The organism is Xanthomonas sp. WHRI 6108 (genome assembly GCF_040202385.2).
GTDB classification, from domain to species: domain Bacteria; phylum Pseudomonadota; class Gammaproteobacteria; order Xanthomonadales; family Xanthomonadaceae; genus Xanthomonas; species Xanthomonas arboricola.
This window is the reverse complement of the sequence record NZ_CP168198.1, coordinates 177518-201277: the sequence shown is the minus strand read 5'-3', so window position 1 is coordinate 201277 and position 23760 is coordinate 177518. Positions and strand designations below refer to the sequence as shown.

21 protein-coding genes and 1 other RNA gene are annotated in these 23760 nt (G+C 67.3%); 5 read left to right on the top strand and 17 right to left on the bottom strand.

Going from position 1 to position 23760, the window contains the following annotated elements; genetic code table 11:
* Positions 1–40 precede the first annotated feature (40 nt).
* Both phhA and ABQ039_RS00800 read left to right on the top strand, forming a co-directional pair.
* Entirely contained in the window at positions 41–931 is an 891-nt protein-coding gene (phhA, locus tag ABQ039_RS00805) for a phenylalanine 4-monooxygenase (protein WP_047126404.1), read from the top strand.
* A gap of 68 nt (positions 932–999) precedes the next feature.
* Positions 1000–1644, top strand: coding sequence for a DUF4375 domain-containing protein (locus tag ABQ039_RS00800; protein ID WP_039517772.1), 645 nt, complete (start codon positions 1000–1002; stop codon positions 1642–1644).
* Between the two features lie 86 nt (positions 1645–1730).
* Here ABQ039_RS00800 and ABQ039_RS00795 read toward each other — a convergent pair whose 3' ends face one another.
* From ABQ039_RS00795 to ABQ039_RS00750, 10 genes are all read right to left on the bottom strand, one after another.
* Positions 1731–2849, bottom strand: a complete 1119-nt coding sequence (locus tag ABQ039_RS00795; protein ID WP_184609762.1) for a GDSL-type esterase/lipase family protein — start codon at positions 2847–2849, stop codon at positions 1731–1733.
* Positions 2850–3070: 221 nt separating this feature from the next.
* Positions 3071–3733: an RpiB/LacA/LacB family sugar-phosphate isomerase gene (locus tag ABQ039_RS00790; RefSeq protein ID WP_039517782.1), complete on the bottom strand. Its 663-nt coding sequence runs from the start codon at positions 3731–3733 to the stop codon at positions 3071–3073.
* Positions 3734–3961: 228 nt separating this feature from the next.
* On the bottom strand, positions 3962–4717 hold the full coding sequence (gene kduD, locus ABQ039_RS00785; protein ID WP_126965344.1) for a 2-dehydro-3-deoxy-D-gluconate 5-dehydrogenase KduD: 756 nt from the start codon (positions 4715–4717) through the stop codon (positions 3962–3964).
* A gap of 146 nt (positions 4718–4863) precedes the next feature.
* Positions 4864–5718, bottom strand: coding sequence for a 5-dehydro-4-deoxy-D-glucuronate isomerase (gene kduI, locus ABQ039_RS00780; protein ID WP_016901229.1), 855 nt, complete (start codon positions 5716–5718; stop codon positions 4864–4866).
* 417 nt (positions 5719–6135) lie between these two features.
* Entirely contained in the window at positions 6136–7194 is a 1059-nt protein-coding gene (locus ABQ039_RS00775; RefSeq protein WP_024939515.1) for a LacI family DNA-binding transcriptional regulator, read from the bottom strand.
* 141 nt (positions 7195–7335) lie between these two features.
* A complete protein-coding gene (locus ABQ039_RS00770) occupies positions 7336–8919 on the bottom strand; it encodes a family 43 glycosylhydrolase (protein ID WP_184609757.1) in 1584 nt (527 codons plus the stop codon).
* Positions 8920–9155: 236 nt separating this feature from the next.
* Entirely contained in the window at positions 9156–10439 is a 1284-nt protein-coding gene (locus ABQ039_RS00765) for a TRAP transporter large permease (protein WP_016901232.1), read from the bottom strand.
* Complete coding sequence (locus ABQ039_RS00760; protein ID WP_016901233.1) at positions 10439–10960, bottom strand: TRAP transporter small permease; 522 nt, start codon at positions 10958–10960, stop codon at positions 10439–10441. Before ABQ039_RS00760 ends, ABQ039_RS00765 begins: the two co-directional genes overlap by 1 nt.
* A gap of 10 nt (positions 10961–10970) precedes the next feature.
* Positions 10971–11969, bottom strand: coding sequence for a TRAP transporter substrate-binding protein (locus ABQ039_RS00755; protein WP_184353019.1), 999 nt, complete (start codon positions 11967–11969; stop codon positions 10971–10973).
* A 37-nt stretch (positions 11970–12006) separates the two neighbouring features.
* A complete protein-coding gene (locus ABQ039_RS00750) occupies positions 12007–12828 on the bottom strand; it encodes a 2-keto-4-pentenoate hydratase (RefSeq protein WP_039514172.1) in 822 nt (273 codons plus the stop codon).
* Positions 12829–12968: 140 nt separating this feature from the next.
* On the opposite strand from ABQ039_RS00750, the gene ABQ039_RS00745 reads away from it, so the two are divergent.
* The 3 genes from ABQ039_RS00745 to ABQ039_RS00735 all read left to right on the top strand — a co-directional run bounded on the left by ABQ039_RS00745 (position 12969) and on the right by ABQ039_RS00735 (position 16777).
* Positions 12969–14039 (top strand): alpha/beta hydrolase, encoded by a 1071-nt coding sequence (locus tag ABQ039_RS00745; RefSeq protein ID WP_349778258.1) that lies wholly within the window; start codon positions 12969–12971, stop codon positions 14037–14039.
* On the top strand, positions 14036–15658 hold the full coding sequence (locus ABQ039_RS00740; RefSeq protein WP_349778259.1) for a carboxylesterase family protein: 1623 nt from the start codon (positions 14036–14038) through the stop codon (positions 15656–15658). The genes ABQ039_RS00745 and ABQ039_RS00740 overlap by 4 nt, the downstream gene beginning before the upstream one ends.
* 165 nt (positions 15659–15823) lie before the next feature.
* Positions 15824–16777 (top strand): rhamnogalacturonan acetylesterase, encoded by a 954-nt coding sequence (locus ABQ039_RS00735; RefSeq protein WP_374057834.1) that lies wholly within the window; start codon positions 15824–15826, stop codon positions 16775–16777.
* A gap of 78 nt (positions 16778–16855) precedes the next feature.
* Here the strand turns inward: ABQ039_RS00735 and ABQ039_RS00730 are convergent, their stop codons facing one another.
* From ABQ039_RS00730 to glgB, 7 genes are all read right to left on the bottom strand, one after another.
* Positions 16856–18004: an aldo/keto reductase gene (locus ABQ039_RS00730; protein ID WP_349778260.1), complete on the bottom strand. Its 1149-nt coding sequence runs from the start codon at positions 18002–18004 to the stop codon at positions 16856–16858.
* A gap of 251 nt (positions 18005–18255) precedes the next feature.
* Positions 18256–18327: non-coding RNA, sX9 sRNA (locus ABQ039_RS00725), on the bottom strand.
* A 103-nt stretch (positions 18328–18430) separates the two neighbouring features.
* Positions 18431–18898, bottom strand: coding sequence for a metallophosphoesterase family protein (locus ABQ039_RS00720; protein ID WP_349778261.1), 468 nt, complete (start codon positions 18896–18898; stop codon positions 18431–18433).
* A 156-nt stretch (positions 18899–19054) separates the two neighbouring features.
* On the bottom strand, positions 19055–20620 hold the full coding sequence (locus ABQ039_RS00715) for a PepSY-associated TM helix domain-containing protein (RefSeq protein ID WP_349778262.1): 1566 nt from the start codon (positions 20618–20620) through the stop codon (positions 19055–19057).
* Positions 20617–20889 carry a hypothetical protein gene (locus tag ABQ039_RS00710; protein WP_349778263.1) on the bottom strand — a complete coding sequence of 91 codons (273 nt, stop codon included), beginning with the start codon at positions 20887–20889 and terminating at the stop codon, positions 20617–20619. The genes ABQ039_RS00715 and ABQ039_RS00710 overlap by 4 nt, the downstream gene beginning before the upstream one ends.
* Entirely contained in the window at positions 20879–21178 is a 300-nt protein-coding gene (locus tag ABQ039_RS00705) for a hypothetical protein (protein ID WP_349778264.1), read from the bottom strand. The genes ABQ039_RS00710 and ABQ039_RS00705 overlap by 11 nt, the downstream gene beginning before the upstream one ends.
* A 388-nt stretch (positions 21179–21566) precedes the next feature.
* Positions 21567–23750 (bottom strand): 1,4-alpha-glucan branching protein GlgB, encoded by a 2184-nt coding sequence (gene glgB / locus ABQ039_RS00700; protein WP_349778265.1) that lies wholly within the window; start codon positions 23748–23750, stop codon positions 21567–21569.
* Between the last annotated feature and the right edge of the window lie 10 nt (positions 23751–23760).

Genomic DNA, 23760 nt, shown 5'->3' with positions numbered 1-23760 from the left:
CGGGCTAAGGTGAGCGCTGATCATCGGGAACCGCCGCCGCATGAACATCGCACCGCAACGCGTCGAGAATCAGCTCACCGACAAGGGCTATGTGCCGGTCTACACCACCGCCGTGGTCGAGCAGCCGTGGGATGGCTACAGCGCCGACGACCATGCCACCTGGGGCACCCTGTATCGCCGCCAGCGCGCGCTGCTGGTCGACCGCGCCTGCGACGAGTTCCTGCAGGCGCAGGATGCGATGGGCATGGGCGAGACCCACATTCCGCGTTTCGATGCGCTCAATGCGGTGCTGCAGGCGGCCACTGGCTGGACCCTGGTCGGCGTGCAGGGCCTGCTGCCGGAGCTGGATTTCTTCGAGCATCTGGCCAACCAGCGCTTCCCGGTGACGTGGTGGATCCGCCGCCCCGATCAGATCGACTACATCGCCGAGCCGGACCTGTTCCATGACCTGTTCGGGCACGTGCCGCTGCTGATGAATCCGCTGTTTGCCGACTTCATGCAGGCCTATGGCCGTGGCGGGGTCAAGGCGCACGGCATCGGCGCGGACGCGCTGCAGAACCTCACCCGCCTGTACTGGTACACGGTGGAATTCGGGCTGATCGCCACGCCGCAGGGGCTGCGCATCTTTGGTGCCGGCATCGTGTCGTCGAAGGGCGAATCGCTGCACTCGCTGGAATCGCCGGCGCCCAACCGGATCGGCTTCGACCTGCAACGCATCATGCGCACGCGCTACCGCATCGACAGCTTCCAGAAGACCTACTTCGTCATCGACAGCTTTGCGCAGTTGATGAGCGCCACCGCGCCGGATTTCACCCCGATCTATGCCGATCTTGCGCAGCAGGCGCAGGTGCCGGCCGGCGAGGTGCTGGACACGGATCGGGTCATCCAGCGCGGCAGCGGCGAAGGCTGGAGTACAGACGGCGACGTGTGAGGCCGCACCGACTCGACACCATCGCCGACGCAGACTATGGTCAAACCTCCCCATACCGCCTTCGCTCAATGGACCTGACGCAGCTTCGTATCCGGCGCTTGGAGCTGGACGACACCCGCCTGCTGTTCACCCTGGCCAACGGCATCCGTATCGACGAGCCGATCAAGGCGCAGCGGCTGTTGTTGAAGGCAACGCCGCCGCAACGCGCGCAATGGCAGCTCACCGACGACGGCTTCGGGGTGAACTGGCCGGCGGTGGCGCCGCCCACGGATGAGGGGCTGCTCAACATGCCCGAGTTGCTGTGGCGCCGACGCAGCGCACGCGCGCAAACCAAACTGACCGCGCTGCGCGGACGCATGGATGCCCTGTCGCCGGGCGAGCGCGAGCTGGTGGCATTGGCGCGGCTGGATGCGGACATGAGCGAGAGCGGCTATGCACGCTACTTCGACCGCTGGGACGCCGCCACCCGGCGTGACGCATTGCAGGGGCTGGGCGCGATGGGCGCGGTGCAGGCGCGCCAGGCGATCGAAGGCCTGGGCACGGTATTCGAACGCCTGGAAGAAGACCCCAACCTGCTCAGCATCGAAGACATTCTCGACGCGATGAGCGAGACCGATCGCCAGCGCGTGGATGGCTGGGAAGAGGTCTACTACCGCCGCTCCGGCGAACTGGCCCGGCTGGGCCTGACCCACTACGGGGTCGACAAGGCGTAAGCGCGCGTGCAATGACGCGCATGGCTCACAGCCGGCGTTGCGCATCGTCCATACCCGCAACGCGCTCCCGATGCACCGCGCCTGTCTCAGCCTGCCGGCTTGGCGAGATAGGCCAATAGCAGCACCAGTGGCTCATCGCCGGTCTGCTGCAAGGCATGGGTGCTGCCTGGGCGCGTCAACAACGCATCGCCGGCAGTGACCTGGTACTGCTTGCCATCCAGCGCGTACAGCCCGCGCCCGCTGACGATGTAATAGATCTCGTCCTTGTCGTGCAGATGCAGGCCGATGCCGGCGCCCTTGTGCAGCACGCGCTTGCGCAGCACGAACGGCAACTGCGGTGCGTCGGCGAAGAACGGATACGCCGTGGTCGGCCCGGCGCCGCCATGCGGGCCGGGTTGCGGGCGTGCGAGATCGCGTTCGTGCACCACCAGCGAGGGATGCGCCTGCGCCGCGCGTTGGATGGCGGTGTCGGGAGCGGCGCCGCAATCGGCATCGCGGCGCAGCTGTGGCGTGAGAGCGGGTTGCAGCTGCACCCAGCCATGTACGACCAGGCACGCCACGGCGGTGGCGCCGGCGCGGCTGAAGTGGGTGCCGTCGGCTTTGCCTTGTTCGGGAACGAACAGGAAGTACGGCCTGGCCGCCTGTTCGCCGAGGGCACGGATCCAGTCGCTGGAACTGGCGTTGAGATCGATCAGGCCAACGTGTTCCTGCGCGGCGAGTTGCTGCATGGCCAGGGTGTAGCGGCCGTGGGTGTCGAGCAGCGCGCCGAAGTCGTAGAGCAGACGGGCGGCAGGCGTGATCAGGATCGGCGTGGCGCCCTTGTCGCGCGCGGTGGTGATATAGCGGCGCAGGAACTGCTGATAGTCGCCCTGCGGGTCGGTGTAGCGGGTTGGATCTTCGTGTTTGGCGTCGTTGTGGCCGAACTGGATCAACAGCACGTCGCCGGCACGGAGGTCCTTGGCGATGGCGTCCAGGCGCCCTTCGGCGATGAAACTGCGGGTGCTGCGGCCGCCCTTGGCGTGGTTGCGCACCTGCCATTGCGCCGGGTCGAACCACTCCTGCAGCATCTGGCCCCAGCCTGCCTGCGGCGCACGTTCGGCACCGTATTCGGCGGCGGTGGAATCGCCGGCGATGAAGATGCGGTGTGGGTCGGCGCGGGCGCCATTTGCGCAGAGCAGCAGCAATGCGAACAGCAGCAGACGCATGGTGGGCTCCGGTAAAAATGCTGAGTGCGCGACGCTGTTCCTTCTCCCATCGGGAGAAGGTGCCCGAAGGGCGGATGAGGGTGCGGCGGCACAGGAAATGTTGGACGGCCGGACTGTCGTCTCAAGCCTTTCAAGCCTCCCCGTTCAGGGCAGCTGTCTTCCGCCTTACCCTCACCCCAACCCCTCTCCCGGCGGGAGAGGGGCTAAAACGCAGTGGCTAATTACGCAGCTGCTGCAGTGGCTTCGGGCTTGCCCAGCACGCCGGCGACGAAGTTGCGGATCTCGGCGTCCTGCGCATTGTCGAAGAAGCACTGCTGGAAACGCTCGCCGCCCACGGCCTGCTTGATCAGCTCCGGGTCGATGGCGCGCAGGCCGTCCAGGTACGACTTGGCAGTGGCTTGCTTGACCTGGGTCAGGATGCCGGCATTGGCGGCCTGCGATTCGCGACGCTCGGCCGGGTAGCCCATGCCGCGCTCGCCGCTGAAGGCCTTTTCGAAGATGTAGCGCACGTTGATTTCCGCGCCCCAGCCGTAGCCCTTGGCAAATGCCAGCGACAGCGCGTTGCCGTTGTTGACCTGGGCGAACAGGTAGGCGTCGGTCGGCTCGATGCAATAGCCGCAGAACACGCCCGGATGCGCATTGAGCGACATCATCGCGCCCTGGCCGGTGCCGCAGCCGGCGACGACGAAGTCCACGGCCTTGGAGTTCAGCAGCAGGCTGGCGACGATGCCCAGGTGGATGTAGGTCAGGCGGTGGTCGTTGTCGCCGTCCATGCCGACGTTGAAGACGCTGTGGCCCTGCTCGCCGGCGACGTCGTTGAGCTGCTGCAGGATCACCGGGTTCTTGCCGGCCTGACTGAACTCATTCATGAGTGCGATTTTCATGGGGATGCTCCGATTGGTTTGGGGAAGTTGTGTCGACTGTGGAGTTGGTTGGTGTGCGCGCCTGGATGCGGTCTTGCTTCGCTTTTCAGGTGCCTTGTCGGTGAGCGATCAGGTGCTGAAGGTCTTGTCGGAGCTGCGGCACGCGTCTGGTCGTGTACGTGCCTGCCGGTCCTCATTCGCCCTTCGGGCACCTTCTCCCTGAGGGAGAAGGCACCGCGTGGGTTTGACTCAGCGTGCCAGCCAGCCGCCGTCGACCGGGATGATGGCGCCGTTGACGTAGTCCGAGGCGCTGCTGGCCAGGAACACCGCGGTGCCGCCGAGGTCGGCCGGCACGCCCCAGCGCGCGGCCGGGATGCGGTCCAGGATGGCCTTGTTGCGGTCCTGGTCGGCTCGCAGCTGGGCGGTGTTGTCGGTGGCCATGTAGCCGGGCGCGATGGCATTGGTGGTCACGCCCTTGCTCGCCCATTCGTTGGCCAGCAGGCGGGTGATGCCGGCGATGCCGGACTTGCTGGCGGTGTAGGACGGCACGCGGATGCCACCCTGGAACGACAGCATCGAGGCGATGTTGATGATCTTGCCGCTGCCCTGGGCGATGAAATGGCGGCCGGCGGCCTGCGCCATGAAGAAGGCCGATTTCAGATTGACGTTCATCACGTCGTCCCAATCCTGCTCGCTGAAATCCACCGCGTCGGTGCGGCGGATCAGGCCGGCGTTGTTGACCAGGATGTCCAGGCGACCCAGGCCGTCCAGCGTTTCCTTGAGGATGCGTTCGACCGGTTCGATGCTGATCAGGTTGGCCTGGATGGCGACGAAGCGGCGGCCCAGTCCCTTGACCAGTTCCTCGGTCTCGGTCGGCGCCTGGATGCCGGCGGCGGCGATGTCGGCGCCGGCCTGCGCCAGTGCCAGCGCGATGCCCTGGCCCAAGCCCGTGTTGGCACCGGTGACCAGTGCGACCTTGCCTTCGAGACTGAACGGATTGCTCATTACCTTATCGCTCCTGCTGGGTGTGCCACGTTGGATGAGTGCGTGCGTCCGCGCGATGCGCGGCCGCTGGCATGGGGTGGAGCTGGCGCGTTGATGGCGTTAGCGCATCGACGCGGTGAGTGCGGTGCTGGCCGGCATGCATGGCCTTACTTGAGCTGGCAGATGTCCAGCACATGCATGTCGGTGTAATCCAGGTTTTCGCCGCCCATCGCCCAGATGAAGGCGTAATTGCTGGTGCCGGCGCCCATGTGGATGGACCACGGCGGCGACACCACCGCTTCGTTGTTCTGGATCACGATGTGGCGCTGCGCGTCCGGCTCGCCCATGAAGTGATAGACGCGGTCGTTGGCGCCGAGATCGAAGTAGAAATACACCTCGCTGCGGCGGTCGTGCAGATGCGGCGGCATGGTGTTCCAGACGCTGCCCGGCTTGAGCACGGTCAGGCCCAGCAACAGCTGCGAGGACTGGCAGGTGGTCGGCACGATGTACTGGTAGATGGTGCGCTCGTTGCTGGTTTCCAGCGCGCCGCGCTCCAGCGCCACGGCATCCTTGATCGACAGTTGCTTGGTCTCGAAACGCGCATGCGCCGGTGTCGAGGCCAGATAGAACCTGGCCGGGTTGGCGGCATCGTCAGAAGCGAAGCTGACATCGGTGCTGCCCATCGCCACGTACAGGCCGTCCTTCGGCCCGAGCGTGTAGACGGTGCCGTCCACGGTCACGCTGCCGGTGCCGGCGCCGACATTGAGGATGCCCAGCTCGCGGCGCTCCAGGAACGGATGGCCGGCGGCAGACGCCGGTTCGGTCTGCCTGGGCAATTCCAGCGTGGTGCCGAGCGGTGCTGCGCCACCGAGCACGAAGCGCTCGTAGTGGGTGTATTTGAGCGTGACCGCATCGTCGACGAACAGGCCATCGAGCAGATAGAGCTCGCGCAGGTCGTCGTTGCTGGCGCCCTTGATGGCGTCGGGATGGGTGGCGTAGTGGGTCTTGCAGTACAGGGACATGCGCGATCTCCGGTGCCAAGCGCGGGGGGATTGGCTTGCACCGGGCCATTCTACCGGCTCTGGTTAACCGGTGTCATTGCGCAGTGCACGATAGCCGCATGGCGGCGTGGCAGCGTGGGAATTCCTTCTCCCCTGGGGAGAAGGTGGCGCAGCGCCGGATGAGGGGACGAGGCTGCGCGTGGTGTTGGGTGCGGGGCTTGACTGGTCAGGTGGAGGCTTATGCGCCCTCAGCTCATGGCTGAGCTTTCTCAGATGGCTGTCTGCCGCACCAACCCCCGCCCCGCGCCCGGGCCCCGCTGGCGGCGCGGGCGCTCCGAGGCACGCGCGCCCATGGCGCGCAAGCCGTGTCTTCTCGCCCCGACGGGAGAGGGGCTTTGTTGCTCGCCTGGCGTCCCCTTGCCTGGGCTTTGACCTCGCTCAATCCTCCGGCGGTTGGCAGGAGTCGCGCACGATCAGGTGCGGGCGCACGCTGGCGGTGGGCAGTTGCGGGGCGTTGTCGGGCTGGATCAGCATCGCCGCGGCGGTGCGGCCGGTGTCGCGGGTGTGGCGGCGCACCGAGGTCAGCGGCGGCCACAGGCGCGAGGCCAGCGAGCTGTCGTCGTAGCCGATCACCGACAGCTGGCGCGGGATGCTGATGCCGGCGCGCAGGGCGACCTTGTAGATACCGGCGGCCATTTCGTCGTTACCGGTGAAGATGGCGGTGGGGCGCTTCTTGCCCAGCAGCAGCTTTTCGGCCGCGGCCACGCCCGATTCGAAGGTGTAGCCGGCTTCGACGATGCGCTCGGGCGGCAGTTCGATGCCGCGCCGGGTCAGCGCGTCGGCAAAGCCGGAGGTGCGCTCGATCGAGGAACGGTAGGCGCTGGGGCCGGTGACCAGGGCGATGTCGCGGTGGCCGAGCGAGAGCAGGTAATCGGCCGCCTCGGCGGCGCCGTCGCGGTCGTGGGTGATCACCGTCTGCGAGGTGGTGTCCAGCGCCACCGAGGCGATGCGGGTGTAGCGGCAGCCGATCTCGGCCAGCATGTCGGCCAGCGCCTGGTCCTCGGAGGCGCGCGGCACCAGGATCACGCCGTGCAGCTTCTGCGCCTGGGCGAAGCGGCGCACGCCTTCGATGTAGCCGGGGCTGCGGCTGTCGCAGGGGTGCACCACCAGCTCGAAGCTGGAGCCGCGCAGCGCGTCCAGCGCGCCGTACTGCATGTCCACGATGTACTGCGCGGTGGGGTTGTCGTAGACCATGCCGATCAGGAACGAGCGCCGGAACGCCAGCCCGCGCGCCAGCGGGTCGGGCGCGTAGCCGACCTCGCGCATCAGCGCCTCGACCTTCTCGCGGGTGTCCTGCCGCACCAGCGGCGAGTTGTTGATGATCCGCGACACGGTCTTCTTGGACACGCCCGACATCCGCGCGATGTCGTTGATCGTGGCTACCTTGCCCTTCGGCAGGCCGGGCATTCCCTCTTCAGGCATCTTGCGGGCGGGCATAGCGGTCAACCAGTGAAGTTGATTGGATTCTACCGGCCAGACGGCCGGCAGACCTGAGCGAAGCCTGCCGCCACCCCGGACCCGCCGTGCAGGACACGCCGCAGCCGGCAGTGCCGCGGCATGCCCGGCGATGCAGAACGGTCAGTCCAGGGCGCGGTAGCGGAAGTTGCGGAACTCCACCTGGCCCTGCCCGGCGGCATACAGCGCCGGCTTCAAGGCCAGGAACTTGCCGGCCACGTTGTGGTGGTAGCCGGACACTTCCATCTGCACCGGGTACTTGGTCCAGGTGGTGCCGTCGGTGCTGCTGTGGATGGTGACGATGTGGCGGTTGTTGGTGACCCGCAGCCACAAGGTGCCACCGGTCGCACTGGGGGCCAGCGTGCCGGGGCGTTCCTCGCCGTAGCGGTGCATGACGAAGTTCTCGCCATTGCTGCCCACGCCGGCATAGAGCTTGTCGCTGTAGAACAGCAGCGCCCCGCCCTGCCCGCCCGGCGCCACGGTCATCTGCACCTCGAACTGGTAGGCCTGGTCGGTGGCGATCACCGTCAGCGGCGAGGCGTTGCGCGGGGCGCTGCCCTTGCCCTGCAGGCGCAACACGCCATCGCCGACCTGCAGCCGCTTGGCCTCGTCGGCGGCGGGGTTGAAGAACGCCCACTGCGGGCCCAGCGTGCTGGCGCGGAAGTCGTCCGACAGCGCCAGCCCATGCGGCAAGGCCTGCCCGCTGGGCTTTTTCAGCGGCGTGCCCAGGTCGCCGCCCTTGGCGACGAACCAGCCGTCCGGGGTCCACTCGATCGGGTCCAGCAAGGCCTGCCGGCCCAGCGTCCAGTAGCCGTGTTCGTAGCCGTGATAGAGCATCCACCAGCGCTGGTCGGTGCCTTCCACCAGCGTGGCATGGCCGCGCGACCACCACGGCTCGTCGGCGCTTTTGGTGCGGGTGATCGGGTTGTTGGGCGCGTTCTGCCAGGGGCCGTGGATCGAGCGCGAACGCGCGGTGATCACCATGTGCCCGGTCGGCGGGCCGGCGGTGCCGCCGACGGCGGTGGTCATGTAGTACCAGCCGTTGCGGCGGGTGATCTTGGGGCCTTCCTGGGCGTAGCCTTCCACGTCCCAGCTTTCCGGGTATTTCCAGCCGTCGTAGACGTGCTTGGGCGTGCCGACCACTTTCAGGCCGTCGTCGGACAGCTGCACGTAATCGCCGCCGCTCAGGAACAGATAGCGCTTGCCGTCCTCGCCCACCGCGTGGCCGGGGTCGATGTACTTGCCCAGGCCGATGTCGATCGGCGCGCTCCACGGGCCCTTGATGTTGTCGGCCCAGACCACGAAGTTGCTGCGCTCGCCCTGGTCGCCGCGGCGCGCCGGGAAGTAGATGTAGTAGCGCTTGCCGTGCTTGATCAGGTCCGGCGCCCAGATCGCGCCGACGTTCTGGGTGATGGCATGGCCCAGTGGCTGCCAGTTGACCAGATCGCGCGAGTGCCAGATCGGCAGGCCCGGGTAGGCATCGAACGAGGACAGCGTGAGGTAGTAGTCCTGTCCGTCCTTGAGCACCGACGGGTCGGGGTGATCGCCGGCCAGCACCGGGTTGAGGAAGGTGCCGTTGCCCTGGTCGGCGATGCGCTGGTGTTCGATGCCGCGCTTCCAGTCGGCCGCGGCAGCGAGCCCGGCACACAGCAGCAGGCCGCCGGCCAGCAGCCAACGCAAACCGGTTGAAGCGATACGCACACGCATGCTTGCTCCTAGTCCCCGCACGGCGGGGCGATGCGGCGGCCAGCGCCTGGAGCGTCGGCCGCCTGGATGAAGGCGGAACTACCTGCCAGCAGCCACGCTGGGCAGCGCGCCGGTAGCGTCGGCAGGCGTTTGTCGAGCGAAGCGCGGCATGCGGACATCGCACTGCCCGCGCTGAGTAGCCCAATGCCACGCACCGACGACGCCCGCCTGACGGACGCAGTCGGGATCGCGGTCACTTACGCGCGCAGCGCGCGTGGCAGCCACAGCGACAGTTCGGGGAAGAACGCCACGATCAGCAGCACACCCAGGGCCGCCAGCCAGAACGGCCAGATGGTGCGCATGCTCTGGGCGATGGTGATCTGCCCGATCGAGGTGCCGATGAACAGCACCGAGCCGATCGGCGGGGTGATCAGGCCGATGCCGCCGGCCAGCACCATCACCAGACCGAAGTGGATCGGGTCGATGCCGTAGGCCTTGACCACCGGCAGGAAGATCGGCGTGCAGATCAGGATCTTCGGCGCCAGGTCCATGAACATGCCCAGCAGCAACAGCATCACCACGATCATCAACAGCACCGTGTTCTTGCTGTCGGCGATGGCCTGCAGGAACTTCACCGCCGCGGCCGGCACCTGCAGGTAGGCCAGCAGCCAGCCGAACACCGCCGCAGTGGCGATCACGAAGAGGATCACGCCGGTGGTGCGCGCCGCATGCGTCACCGCGGCGAAGAACTCGGCCCACCGCAGCTGCCGATACAGCAGCGCGGTGACGATCAAGGCGTACACCACCGCGATCGCCGCGCTCTCCACCGCGGTAAAGATGCCGGCACGGATACCGATGAAGATCAACGCCACCAGGCCCAGGCCCGGCAACGCGCCGATCAGGCGCAGCGCCACTGCGCGCCAGCCGGGGAACGGCTCGGTGCCGTAGCCGCGATGGCGCGCCACCGCATAGCCGGTGACCATCATCGCCGCGGTCATCAGCAGCGCCGGGAAGATGCCGGCCGCGAACAGGTCGGCGATCGACAGCCCGCCACCGGCCGCGGCAGAGAACAGGATCAGGTTATGCGAGGGCGGCACCAGCAACGCCACCAGCGCGGCGGTCATGCTCACATTGACCGCGTAGTCGCGGTCGTAACCGCGCTTGATCATCTGCGGGATCATGGTGCCGCCGACCGCCGAAACGTCGGCGATCGCCGAGCCGGACACGCCGCCGAAGAACAGCGACGACAGCACGCTGACCTGGCCCAGGCCGCCACGCACGCGCCCCACCAGCGAGGAGGCCAACGCGATCAGGCGTTCGGAGATACCGCCGCGCAGCATCAGCTCGCCGGCGAAGATAAACAACGGGATGGCGATCAACGAGGCCGAGCCGCTGCCGGCGGAAATCTGCTGCACCAGCACCACCGTGGGCAGGTCCAGATACAGCAGCGTGGCCAGTGCGGCCGCGCCCAGCGCATACGCCACCGGCACGCCGATCAGCAGCAGCACCACGAAGGTTCCCAACAACATCGCAATGCCCATCAGCGCACTCCTCCGGCCTGGATCGGGCGCAGCACACGCCACAGCTTGTACAAGGCAAAGATCACCATCAGCGCACCGCCGATCGACAGCGGCAGGTAGTTGATGCTCTGTGGCATCTGCGCGCCGGCCATCTTGATATCCAGGCCATCGAGCAGCAGCGCCGCGCTCCACCACGCCAGCACCGCACCGATGGACATGATCATCAACGGGCGGATCAGGTCGAACACCCTGCGCACCAGCGGCGGCACGTGTTCGCCCAGCAGGTAGAAGCCGAAGTGGCGGTTGGTATGCACGCCGGCAGCCGCGCCCAGGCTCAAGGCGGTGCTGAGCAACAGCAGCGTCACCGGCTCGGTCCAGCTGGGCGAGTCGTTGAGCACGTAGCGGGTGAACACCTGCCAGCCCTGCACGACCACCAGGCCCAGCAGCGCGATGGATGCCACGCCAACGGCGGTATCGGAAACGCGGTCCAGCGCGCGCTGCAACGGCGCGACCGGGACGGCGACGGTCTCGGGTTCGGTCATCGGGTCACCTCTATGCAAAATCGCGGATGCGGCGGTACAGCGCTTCGATCTCCGGCTGCTTGCGGTATTCGGCCAGCAGCGGTGCGGCGGCGGCGCGGAACGCCGGCATGTCGACCTGATTGAGCTTGACGCCGTAATCGATCACCTGCTTGCGCGCGACGGTCTCCGAGGCATCCCACAGATTGCGCATCACCGGTACCGAGGCGCGTGCCAGTTCCACCACCAGGGCGCGATCGTCCGGGCGCAGCGATTCGAAACTCTGCCGCGACATCACCAGGATGTCCGGCGCATAGGAATGCTCGCTCTGCGACCAGTAATGCGCGGCTTCGAAATGCCGGCTGGACTGGAAGCTGCGCATGTTGTTTTCCGCACCGTCGATCATGTGCGTTTCCATCGCCGAGAACGTCTCGCCCAGCGACATCGGGGTGGGGTTGGCACCCAGCATGCGCATCAGCTTGAGGAAGATGTCCGACGAGGCCACGCGCAGTTTCAGGCCCTTGAGATCTTCCGGGCGGTGCAGCGGGTGCTTGGTGTTGTAGAAGCAACGCGCACCGGAATCGTAGATCGCCAGGCCCACCAGGTCGCGCTGCTCGAAGCTGCGCAGCACGCTGTCGCCGACATGGCCGTCGATGGCGCGGCGCAGATGCGGCACCGAGTCGAACACGTACGGCAGGCACAGCGCCTGGGTCAGCGGAAAGGTGTTGTTCAACGCGCCCGAATACACCCGGGTGATGTCGATGGCGCCAAAGCGCGCCATGTCGATCGCCTCCGACTCGCGGCCCAGCTGGCCGGAGTGGTACTGGCGCAGCTTGAGCCGGCCGTTGCTGCGTTGCTCCAGCTGCTTGCCGAACCACCGCACCGCCTCCACGGTGGGATAGTCGCCGACATGCACATCGGTGGCGGTCAGCAGCTGCCCGCCGGGAATCGGCGTGGTGGCACCCGCGCCCAGCCAGGTGCCGGCCGCGGCGGCACCGAGCCCGGCACCGAGGAAATGTCTGCGTGTGATCATTGGCGCCCTCCCAAGCGTCTGGTCACTGGGTCCGGCGTTACTTGGCGGACACAGCCGTACAGGAAATGTCGCCGATGCCGGCGAAGCGAATCAGGGCATGCTGTCCCACTTCGATGTCATGGATACCGGTGGCATTGCCCGTGGCGATGAGATCACCGCGCTTGAGCGGACGCCCGCGCCGGGCCGAACGACTGAGCGCAAATGCGTAGGCCGCGCGCAAGCCGCCCGGCAGCGTGGTGGCCCCGCCGGTGCCGACCAGCTGGTCGTCGATCAGGGTTTCGGCGGTCAGCGCGGATTCGTCGCGCGCCAGCCAATCGGTCACTTCCGGCCCCAGGATCAGGCCGTTGTTGTTGCCGAAGTCGGAGATCACCACGCGCGGGCCCAGCTTGTTGATCGTGGCCAGCGGGCTGCTGGCGATTTCCACGCCGATGAACAGTGTGGCCGGCAGCTGCGCCGCCTGGTCAGGAGTGAAGTGGGTCTGCTCGGCCGGCGCGTCTGCGTCCAGGCGCAACACGTACTCGGCCTCCACCGCACCGAAGCCGCCTTCGTAGATCGGGAATTCGGTTGTTCCACCGGTAGCATTCCAGAGCTTGTGCGAGAAGATCGGGCCCAGCAGGCGTTCGTCGCCCGATGCATCGCGGCGCTCGGCGGCGATGTAGCCCACCTTCCAGCCGACCACCTGGTCGTCCCACTGGCTGATGGCGATATCCTGCACCTGGTAGGCGGTGAGCAGATCGTCGGGGATCTGCCCTGGAAAGTCCGGCAGCGATGCCCCTGCACGGCGTGCCTCCACAAAGCGCTGGGCGATCTGCGACAGCGAGGATGTGGAGGATGGTGGGGTGGCGGCGTCGTTGCTCAAGGGTGTCTCCCTGATAGGTGTTTTTGTTGCACTGCCAATCGACAGTGGCACGGTGTGCTGTATATGGTAAACCGGTGTCATTGGCAATGTGCAGTGCGGCAAAACTGGCCGCAGCAACGAAGCAACCCTGGGAGGGGTGGATGGAACAGACAAGCCAGACGCGCGTGTTTACCGCGTTTTCGAGCGTCATGCGCCGGTGCATGACGGTGGTGGTGATGGCGGGAGCGCTGCTGGCCGGACCAGTGCTGGCGGCCGAGGTGCCCGGCGCCGATACCGCAGCCGAGCAGGCTAGCCGGATCCTGCTATGGCCCAACGGGATGGCACCGGGGGACAAGCCGCTGCCGCAGCCACAGCGCATCGTCCAACGCAGCAGCGACCCGGCCCTGCCCGATCGCTACATCCAGCAGATCAGCACGCCTTACCTGGTGGTCTACCGGCCCAAGCGGCCGAACGGCACTGCCCTGCTGGTCACCCCCGGCGGCGGCTACCAGCGCATCGTGCTCGACAACGAAGGCAGCGCACTGGTGCCCAGCTTCGTCGACCAGGCCGGCATCACCCTGTTCGTGTTGCGCTACCGCCTGCCCGGCGAAGGCCACCCGAACGGCGCCGACGTGCCGCTGGCCGATGCACAGCGCGCGCTGCGGCTGATCCGCGCCAACGCCGCCCGCTACGGCATCGACACGCAGCGGGTCGGGGTGATGGGGTTCTCGGCCGGCGGCCATGTCGCCGCCAGCCTGGCCACCCGCTACGCCGCGCCGGTCTACCCCAAGGTGGATGCGGCCGATGCACTGAGCGCGCGGCCGGATTTTGCGCTGCTGGTCTACCCGGTCATCGACATGGACAGCGCCAACGCGCACCCCGGCTCGCGCGAGCGCCTGCTTGGCAGCAGTCCAGCCGATGCGCAGGTGCACGCGTATTCGCCGCAACTGCATGTGGATGCACGCACCCCGCCCAGCTTTCTGCTGCATGCGCAGGACGACACCGTGGTGTCGGTGCGCAACAGCCTGCTGATGCACGACGCGCTGCTGCGCGCCGGCGTGCCGAGCGAGCTGCACGTCTTTCCGCAGGGCGGCCACGGCTTCGGCACCGCCAGCGGCACCGGCCTGACCGTGGCCGCCTGGCCGCAGCTGGCACAGGCCTGGATCGCGCATGTCACCAAGGCGCAGCCGCCGGCAGCTGCATCGGGACCGGCGCAGGACGTGGCGCGATGACGGCGCCGTCCACGCCCGACGCGCGCCGACGCACGCTGCTGCGTGGCGGTCTGCTCGCCACTGCCGCCGCAGCGCTCCCCGGCTTTGCTGGCGCCGCCGCACCCCCACCGCCGCGCGAGGCCAGCGCGCCGCTGGCACGCGTGCGTGGCGGCGCCTTGCGCGGTCATCGCGACCAGGGCATCTGCGTGTTCAAGGGCATCCCCTACGGCGGCGACACCGCCGCGCGGCGCTTCCAGGCAGCGCTGCCGGAAAATCCATGGCAGGACATGCGCGATGCCAGCGCCTACGCGGCGGCCGCGCCGCAGCTCAAGGCCAGCGAACCCACCAGCGAGGATTGCCTGTTCCTCAACGTATGGACGCCGGGCCTGCGCGATGGCGGCAAGCGCCCGATCCTGTTCTATATCCACGGCGGCGGCTACACCACCGGCTCCGGCAGCGACCCGTTGTACGACGGCGTACGCCTGTGCAGACGCGGCGATGTGGTGGTGATCACCGTCAATCACCGGCTCAACCTGTTCGGCTACCTGTCGCTGGCGCAGCTGGGCGATGCCGGCTTTGCCGACTCCGGCAATGTCGGGCAGCTGGACCTGATCCAGGCACTGCAATGGGTGCGCCAGCACGCGGGCGAATTCGGCGGCGATGCCGGCAATGTCACCGTGTTCGGCCAGTCCGGTGGCGGCGCCAAGATCGCCACCCTGATGGCGATGCCGGCTGCGCGCGGCCTGTTCCACCGCGCCTGGACCATGAGCGGGCAGCAGGTCACCGTGGCCGGCCCGCGTGCGGCCACGCAGCGTGCGCAGTTGCTGCTGGATGCCTTGAAACTCGCGCCCGGCGAGCTTGCGCGCATCCGCACGCTGCCGGTTGCGCAACTGCTGGCTGCCGCGCAGCTGCGCGACCCCTCGCGGGTGGAACACAGCGCGCTGTACTTCGGCCCGGTGCTGGATGCACGCAATGTGCCGGTGCATCCGTTCTGGCCGACCGCGCCGCTGCAATCGGCCAGGATTCCGCTGGTGATCGGCAATACCCGCGACGAGACGCGCGCGTTTCTCGGCAACGACGCGAAGAACTTTGCGTTGAGCTGGGACGAGCTGCCGGCCAGGCTGGAAAGCCAGCAGTACGTCGACCTGCTGCCGCAGGTGGTGATTGCCGAATATCGCCGGCTGTATCCGCAGTACTCGCCATCGGACGTGTTCTTTGCCGCGACCACGGCCGGCCGCTCGTGGCGCGGCGCGGTCGAAGAGGCCGAGGCGCGTGCACGCCAGGGCGCACCGACCTGGGTGTACCAGCTGGACTGGGGCTCGCCGCTGGACGGAGGCAAGTTCGGCGCCTTCCACACGCTGGATATCCCGCTGGTCTTCGACACCATTGCGCAGCCCGGCTCGCGCACCGGCAACGGCGCCGCTGCGCAGCGCATGGCCGAGCAGATGAGCGAGGCGCTGCTCGCCTTCGCACGCAGTGGCGACCCGAATCATCGCGGCCTGCCGCGCTGGCGCCAGTACTCGCTGCAGCACCGCGACACGTTGCTGTTCGATGTGCCGAGCCGGATGGACAACGACCCGCGCGGTGGCGAACGGCAGCTCTACCAGCAGGCGCCCTTCATCCAGCGCGGTACGTTCTGAGCGCTTTCGTTCCGGCGGGGCGATCAGCATGTGGTGTGCGGTCGACGCACGGGTACGAACGTTCCAGACCGGAAGGTCTGCGCAGGACAGGCCGATTCCGCGGCGGTGGCCGCCCCCTATTCCTGCCAGCGCGCAGCCGTGTTTCAGTCGTTTTCGAGGTGATGCATGCGTAAGGATTTCTTTATTGCACCGATGCTGCTGACAGCCCTGGCCGCTGCCTGCCTGACGTGTGCCGATGCGGCCGCTGCCGCGCCGGGCGATACGCCGCTCGCATCCAGGGCATCGGCCACCAACGCCTCTGTGCGAAATGCGCCAGCCGCTGCGCCCGCGCTTGCGGCCAGCAAGATCGTGCTGGTCGGCGACTCCACCACCGCCGTGCAGGGCGGCTGGGGACCGAGCTTTTGCGCGCAGCATGTGAGCTCGTTTCTGAGCTGCCTCAATCTGGCGCGCGGCGGCCGCAGCACGTCCAACTACCGCGCCGAAGGTTCGTGGGACATCGCGCTGCACGAGCTGCGCAGCGGCGGGTATCGCCAGGTGTATGTGCTGATCCAGTTCGGCCACAACGATCAACCGGGCAAGCCAGGGCGTTCCACCGACCTGGCGACCGAGTTCCCCGCCAACCTGCGCCGCTATGTAGACGAAGCGCGTGCTGCCGGTGCGATTCCGGTGCTGGTCACGCCATTGACGCGGCGGCAGTTCGCGCGCGGTCAGTTGCTGGACGATCTGGCGCCCTGGGCCGAGGCCACGCGCACGCTCGCGCAGGAATTGCAGGTGCCATTGATCGACCTGCACGCGCGCAGCCGCGCCCTGGTGCAAGGCATGGGCCCGGTGCTGGCAATGCGCCTGGCGCAGCGGCCGGCCGATCCGGAGCAGGTGCTAGCCGCGCAATCGGGCACCACCATCGGCAAGACCCCGGCGCAAACCACATCGACGCCAGCCGCACCCGCTGTCGCCGCTGCGCGTGCACAGGACAACGCCAGTGCCGAGCCGATGGGCCAGGCCAAGCTGGCATTTGATTACACCCATCTGGGTGCGGACGGTGCCGATCTGTTCGCCGCGATTGTCGCCGACGAGCTGGCCAGGCAAGTGCCTGCGTTGCGGCCGCTGTTGATTCCGTGATGGGTGAGGTGATGCCTGCAGTGTGACGTGATGCATCGCAAGCGCAAGGGTTTGCGATGCACCCACCACGTGTGAGCCTCAGCCCCGCACAGGCACCGGTGCATCCGCTTCGATCACCTGCTCGCGCTTGAGCTCTTCCCATACCGCTGCCGGAATCGCCACGCGCATCGAGGCCGCATTCGCAAGCGCCTGCTCGGCCGTGCGCGCACCCGGAATCACCGCGGACACCACCTTCGGTGCGGCGGCAAACTGCAGCGACACCGTGCGCAGATCCACGCCGTGGCGCTCGCAGATGGCGAGTGCTTTCTGGCGCTTGGCCGGCGCCCATTCCGGCACGGTGCCGTCGTAGAGATATCGCTCGCGCCCGGCCAGATAGCCCGCCAGCAGCGGCGCACCGACCACTACCGACGCGCCATGCTTTGCGATCTTCGGGAAGGTGTCGTGCAGCGCCTGCGCGTGGTCGAGCAGCGAGTACTGGCAGGCCAGCAGGAAGATATCCGGATCGGCCTCTTCGATCGCACGCAGGGCCGGCTCGGGGCGATTGACGCCAAAGCCCCAGGCCTTGATCAGGCCCTCCTTGCGCATCTTGGTCAGCTCGGGCATCGCGCCTTTCACCGCTTCGGCAAAGCGCTGTTCCCACGGCATGCCCAGGTCTTTCTCGTTCTCCGGCGACAAGTCGTGGATGTAGGCGACATCGATCTGCGACACGCCCAGGCGCTGGAGGCTGTCTTCGATCGAGCGACGCACGCCGGAGGCGCTGTAGTCGTAGCGGTAGTCGAAGGGCGACGGCTGCTGCCACATCGTCTTCGGCGGTTTGTCGGTAGCGGTCAGCAGGCGCCCGACCTTGGTCGACAGCACATAGTCGTCTGCAGCGTGATTGTGCAGGTGGTGCCCGGTACGGCGCTCGGACAGGCCCAGACCGTACCACGGTGAGGTATCGAAATACCGCACGCCCGATTCCCACGCCGCAGCCAGGGTCGCTTCGCTTTGCGCATCGCTGGTGGGCGCAAACCCATTGCCGATCGCCACGCCACCAAAGCCCAGTCGACTCGAGGGCCGATAGCGTGCGCCCTTGCTTGCGGGATTGGTCGGCAACGCCGATGCGGCGGCCTTGCCGCGCGTGGGCATCACGCTGCCCGGTGCGGAAGTCTGTGCCAACAACGGGGCGGCGGCCAACGCGGCGGTGCCGGCAGCGGCGGCGGAGAGGAACTGGCGACGGGTATTCATGGGGAAAATCCTTGCAGCGACTCGATGCACAAGGATGGTCCCGCCTGCGTGCAGACAAGGTCAGCGCAGGGGTCGCGAGCGTACACATGCAGGCAACGAACGACTTATGTGCGACTCCACAAGCAGGCACGTCAGCACAGGTTAGTAGCGGTCGCTGCTGCTGGTCATCGCATGCACCGCATGCTCAGCGCATGCGGCGGTGGCCTGCGTGCCCGGCCGATGCATTTCAGCGCACGGCGTTGTCTAAAAGCGGCTAACAAAACGTAGCGGCCTTCAGGTGGATGCGGACGGCGCGCTCAGAAGCACAGTGCACGCATGGCCATGCCGATTCCGGGCAGCGACCGCGCCTGCCTGACGGCGGCGCAGTTGTCTTGCTGGCCGCTCCAGATCCCTGCACACGTCTCTGTTGCACGAATCCAACTTCCGTCAGCGTATTTCCAGCAGCTGCAGCTGCGCCTGCGGCGGACCATCGCCCAGCCACAGCGTGCCCACACTGATCGGCAAGCTGAAGCGACGCGGGCCGGCGCTGCCCGGATTGATGTACAGCACACCGTCGTGCGTGTGTATCGACGGCTTGTGCGAATGCCCGCTGATGATCACATCGGCAGCAACATCCGCTGCCAGCGTTTTCAGATCGTGCAACACATGGATCCGCACGCCTGCGATCAGCAGATCCAGCGTTTGCGGAAGCTGCGCTGCCCAGGGCTTGTTGTCGATATTGCCGGCGATCGCATGCAGCGGTGCCAGCGCCTGCAGCGCAGTGAGGATCTCCGGCTTGCCCACATCGCCGGCATGGATGATCGACGTGCAGCCCTGCAACGCAGCCACCGCCTCGGGCCGCAGCACGCCATGCGTGTCGGAGATCAGGCCAATGCGTAAGACGGCAGCCGTCATCGGGTGTGGGTGAAGGTGGCGGGCGATCAGGATGCACTGCCCGGCGATGCCGTCGCGTCAACGGGCCAGGTTATCGGGCCCGCCGCATGGTCAGCGACCAAGTGCTCCGCCGCAGCTGATGCCCGGCACACTGTCGCGTGCCAGGCATCAATCACGTCAGTGCGTCGACTCAGCGCGCTGCGCGCGCTTCCAGGCCCAGACGCTGTTGGGATCGCCCTGCAGCCCGCGCCGCCTGCTCGCACGCGCCAGTTGCCAGTACGCCCATGCCAACACCAAGGCGATCAAGTCCACGACCAGCACCGTTGCGTCCTGCCACGGCAGCACCACGCCACGCGCGGAAACACAGCTGGCCAACGGAATCAGCGCCGTGAGGACAGCGCAGGCCAGCAACACCTCGTACGCACCACGTGCGGTGGGGCGGACCAGCGCCCACACCAGCACGGCCGCAAAGACCGCGTAATAGACATAACGCTCCTGTCCTTGCGCAAGCAAACGTGCGGCGATGAACAAGGCCGAGATACCGGCGACGCTGCCCAGGCAGACGCCGATGGTCAGGCGTGCCATCGCGTGGGTGCGGCGCGGTTGATCCACCAGCCGACGCTTGCGGCGTGTTTCGATCCACAGCAGGTTGCCGCTGTAGAACAGGAACGCACCACCCAACCCGAGCAGGAAATACAGCCACTGCACCGGCGCATGCCCGAAATTGCCGAAGTGCAGCCCTTGCAGCCCGCGCAATGCAGCGGTGCCTGGCGACATCGTCCTTGGTTCGAGCACGCGCAGGACCTGGCCGGTTGCCGCGTCCAAGGCCACGCCACCGAGTGTGTTGAGACGGCGCTGATCGTTATGGCCATACACTTCCGCGCGTGCATTGGCATCGCCTGCATCATGGAACCCGATGCTCTCCGGTACCAAGCCCGGGCTGGCTGCGCGCGCCTTGTCCAGCAGCACCGCAACCGGCAACACCGGCGCCGCACGCCTGGCCGCTTGCACATGTGGGGTGAGTTCGAACTCCGGTGCCAGGATCTGCATCAGCTTGCCGTCGAACACCAGGAACTGGAACGGCGCCAGCAACAGCACGCCCAGGCACAAAACCGCGCCGGACCAGGCAAAAATCACATGGAACGGCAGCGACAACATGCCGACCACGTTGTGCGCGTCCTGCCACAGGCGCTTGAGGTTATGCCCCGGCCGCAGCGCGAACAGGTCCTTGAAGAACACCGGCGCGTACAACACCACCCCGCTGAGCAACGCCAGCCCGTACAGCACGCTCACCACACCGAACAGATAGGTGCCGAACACGCGTGGCAGGCCGGCGGTGAAGTGCAGGTCGTAGAGGAAATCGGCAAAGCCCACGCGCTGCGGCAATTCCAGCAGGCGGCCATCGGCGGCCTGTTGATACTGCCGCATGCCGCCACTGGCCTCGGCCTGCGGCCCATACCAGTACAGCCGCGGGGTCGGACCGTGCTCGCCGGGCAGCAACAACAGGAAAGAGTCGGCCACCTGTGGATGCCGGGCGATCACCGCATCGAGCAAGGTCTGCGTGGCGGCGACGGGATCTGCCGGCGCAGGCTGTGTGACAGGCGGCGTGGTCTGCCAGCCGCTCAGTTCATGCGTGAACACGGTGATGGCGCCGGCGTAGAAGGCGATGAACAAGGCCATGCCCGCCAACAGACCCATCCAGCTGTGGACCGACAGAAACGCGCGCAAGGTCGATGCTTTCATGCGCCCAGCTCCGTCCAACCCAATGCCTTGATGCCCACAAGCGCGAGGTAGCACAGCAGCGTCAACCCGCCGAGCACGGCCCAGGCGCGCGATGCGCGACGGAACACGAACGGCAGCGCCATCGCGCCCACCCAGGCCGGAAACATCAGCAGCAACCATGCCAGCGTGTAGCTCTGCTGCGGCCCCGGCAGCAACAAGGCGCACAGGCCCACCACGCCGACTGCCAGCGGCAGACCCAGCACTACTGCGGCCAGCCACCTAGCCCACATGGCGCACCTGCCTTCGTTGCGTGCGCGCCTGCTGCCAGGCATCCAGATACGGCAGCGCCACCGCCACCAACATCAGCGCCGTCACTGCGGCGAAGGTGCCGGCCCAGGTGCCCAAGGCCTGCATGGCGCAACCCAGCGACAGCAGCAGCAATGCGCTGGCGACGATGCGTAGCGCGCGCGCCGACAGCCGGCGCTGCGGCCACAGGCGTTGATGCCGTGTTGCCAGGTAGAACGCCAGCGCCGACGCCGCAGCGGTGAGCAAGTAGCACCAGGTCATCAAACCGCTCATGCCTGCGCCCGCGTCGAAGCGGAGAAACGCAACACACCGAGCTGCACCGGCCACATGCCGCCACGCCGCGCGCCGACACACAGCGAATATGTAACCCACACCAGTGCATGCGCGCATCCAGCGATGCGCACAGCATGGACAAACGGCTCAACCATCGAAGAAACCACCGCCATCAAAACGCCCACGCACAACACTCCCGTACACACGGTCGACGGAAGGCATGGCGGCGGCTGTGCCCGGCAGCCCTCCCCGGGCCGCCTAATGAGCGGGTGGCACCCCTGCCGCACCGCCCGGTGGGCGCGCGCAGCGAGGTATTGGCCGCTCTACGGCGCGCAATCTAACAGGTGCCACAGCGCCGGACCAGCGGTCCGGCGCTGTGTGTGCTGCATCAGCCCTGCGGCGTCAGCACGATGACGCCCAGCGGCGGCAACAACAACGGCAGGGATTGCGCATGGCCATGCATCGACTGCTGCTCGGCGCTCACCACACCGCCATTGCCCAGATTCGCACCGCCGTAGATGCCGGCATCGCTATTGAACACCTCGCGCCACTGGCCGCCTTGCGGCACGCCGATGCGGTAGCCGTGCTGCACGATCGGGGTGAAGTTGATCACCACCAGCACCGGCGCATCGCCGCGCTTTGCCTTGCGCAGGAACGCGACCACGCTGTTGGCCGCGTCATCGCCGACCACCCAGGCAAACCCGGCCGGGTCATCGTCCTGCGCGTGCAGCGCGGGGTATTCGACATACAGCCGATTCAGATCGCGCACCAGGGTCTGCACGCCACGATGGCGCGGGTCGTCGAGCAGATGCCAGGGGATGCCGCCGTCGTGGTTCCATTCGGTGGGCTGGCCGAATTCGCAGCCCATGAACAGCAACTTGCGCCCCGGGTGGGTGAACATGTAACCCAGGTAGGCACGCAGGTTGGCAAAGCGCTGCCAGTCGTCGCCCGGCATGCGGCCGAGCAACGAGCCCTTGCCGTGCACCACTTCGTCGTGCGAGATCGGCAGCACGAAGCGCTCCGAATACGCGTAGACCATGCTGAAGGTCAGCTCGCCATGGTGGTAACGGCGGTAGATCGGGTCCAGCGCCGCGTAATGCAGGGTGTCGTGCATCCAGCCCATGTTCCACTTGTAGTGGAAGCCCAGGCCGCCGTGCGCCACATCGGCAGTGACGCCGGGGAACGCGGTGGATTCCTCGGCAATCATCACCGCACCCGGGGTGTGCTCGCGCACCACCTCGTTGAGCCGGCGCAGGAAGGCGATGGTCTCGTAGTTCTCGCGCCCGCCGTGGATGTTGGGCACCCACTCGCCGGCATTGCGGCTGTAGTCGCGGTACAGCATCGAGGCCACCGCATCCACGCGCAGGCCGTCGACGTGGAAGCGCTGCAGGAACTCCAGCGCACTGGCGATCAGGAACCCGGACACCTCGCGCCGCCCGTGGTTGTAGATCAGCGTATTCCAGTCGCGGTGGAAGCCTTCGCGCGGGTCGGCATGTTCGTACAGCGCGGTACCGTCGAAATGCGCCAGGCCGTGGGCGTCGGTGGGGAAATGCGCCGGTACCCAGTCGACGATCACGCCGATGCCTTCGCGGTGGCAGCGATCGACGAAGCCGGCGAAGCCATCCGGCGAGCCGAAGCGCGCGGTCGGCGCGAACAGGCCCAGCGGCTGGTAGCCCCACGAACCGCCGAACGGATGCTCGGTCACCGGCATCAGCTCGACATGGGTGAAGCCCATATCGGCCACGTACGGAATCAAGCGGTCGGCCAGGCCATCCCAGTCCAGGTCCACGCCTTCCTCGCGCAACCAGGAGCCGGCATGGATCTCGTAGATGCTCATCGGTGCGTCGTGCGCCTGCCGGCGCGCGCGCGTGGCCATCCAGCCGTCATCGCTCCACTGATGCGGGGTGGGGTCGGCCACGATGGAGGCGGTGCCCGGCGCCAGCTCGGCACGCCGCGCCACCGGGTCGGCCTTGGCCGGCAATTCGTTCCCATGCGGGCCGCGTAGCTGGTACTTGTAATGCGCACCCGGGCCGACGTCGGGCACGAACAGCTCCCACACGCCGGACTGGTGCCGCAACCGCATCGGATGCCGGCGTGCGTCCCAACTGTTGAAATCGCCCACCACCGCCACACGCGTGGCATTGGGTGCCCACACCGCAAAGCGCGTGCCGCGTACGCCATCGACTTCGATCGCGTTGGCGCCGAGCGCATCGGCCAACTGCAGGTGGTGGCCTTCGCTGATCAGGTGCAGGTCGAAGTCGCTGAGTTGCGGGCCGAACGCATACGGGTCGGCGGTGTCCTGCTCGCCGCCGGGCCAGCCGATGCGCAGGCGGTAGCCGCCCTGCGCCGGCAATGCGCCGGCGAACAGGCCCGGCTCCGGGCCTGCCTCCAGCGCGATGACCTGGCCATCGTCGAGCACGGCATTGACGTAGTTGGCACCCGGTTGATAGGTGCGCAGCAGCCGACCGTTGTCGGTCGGGTGCGCGCCCAGGATGGCGAATGCGTCGCCATGGCGTGCCTCGGCCAAGGCGCGGGTTGCGCCGGGATCCCATCGATTGGTCACTGCTGTCATCACTCCACTC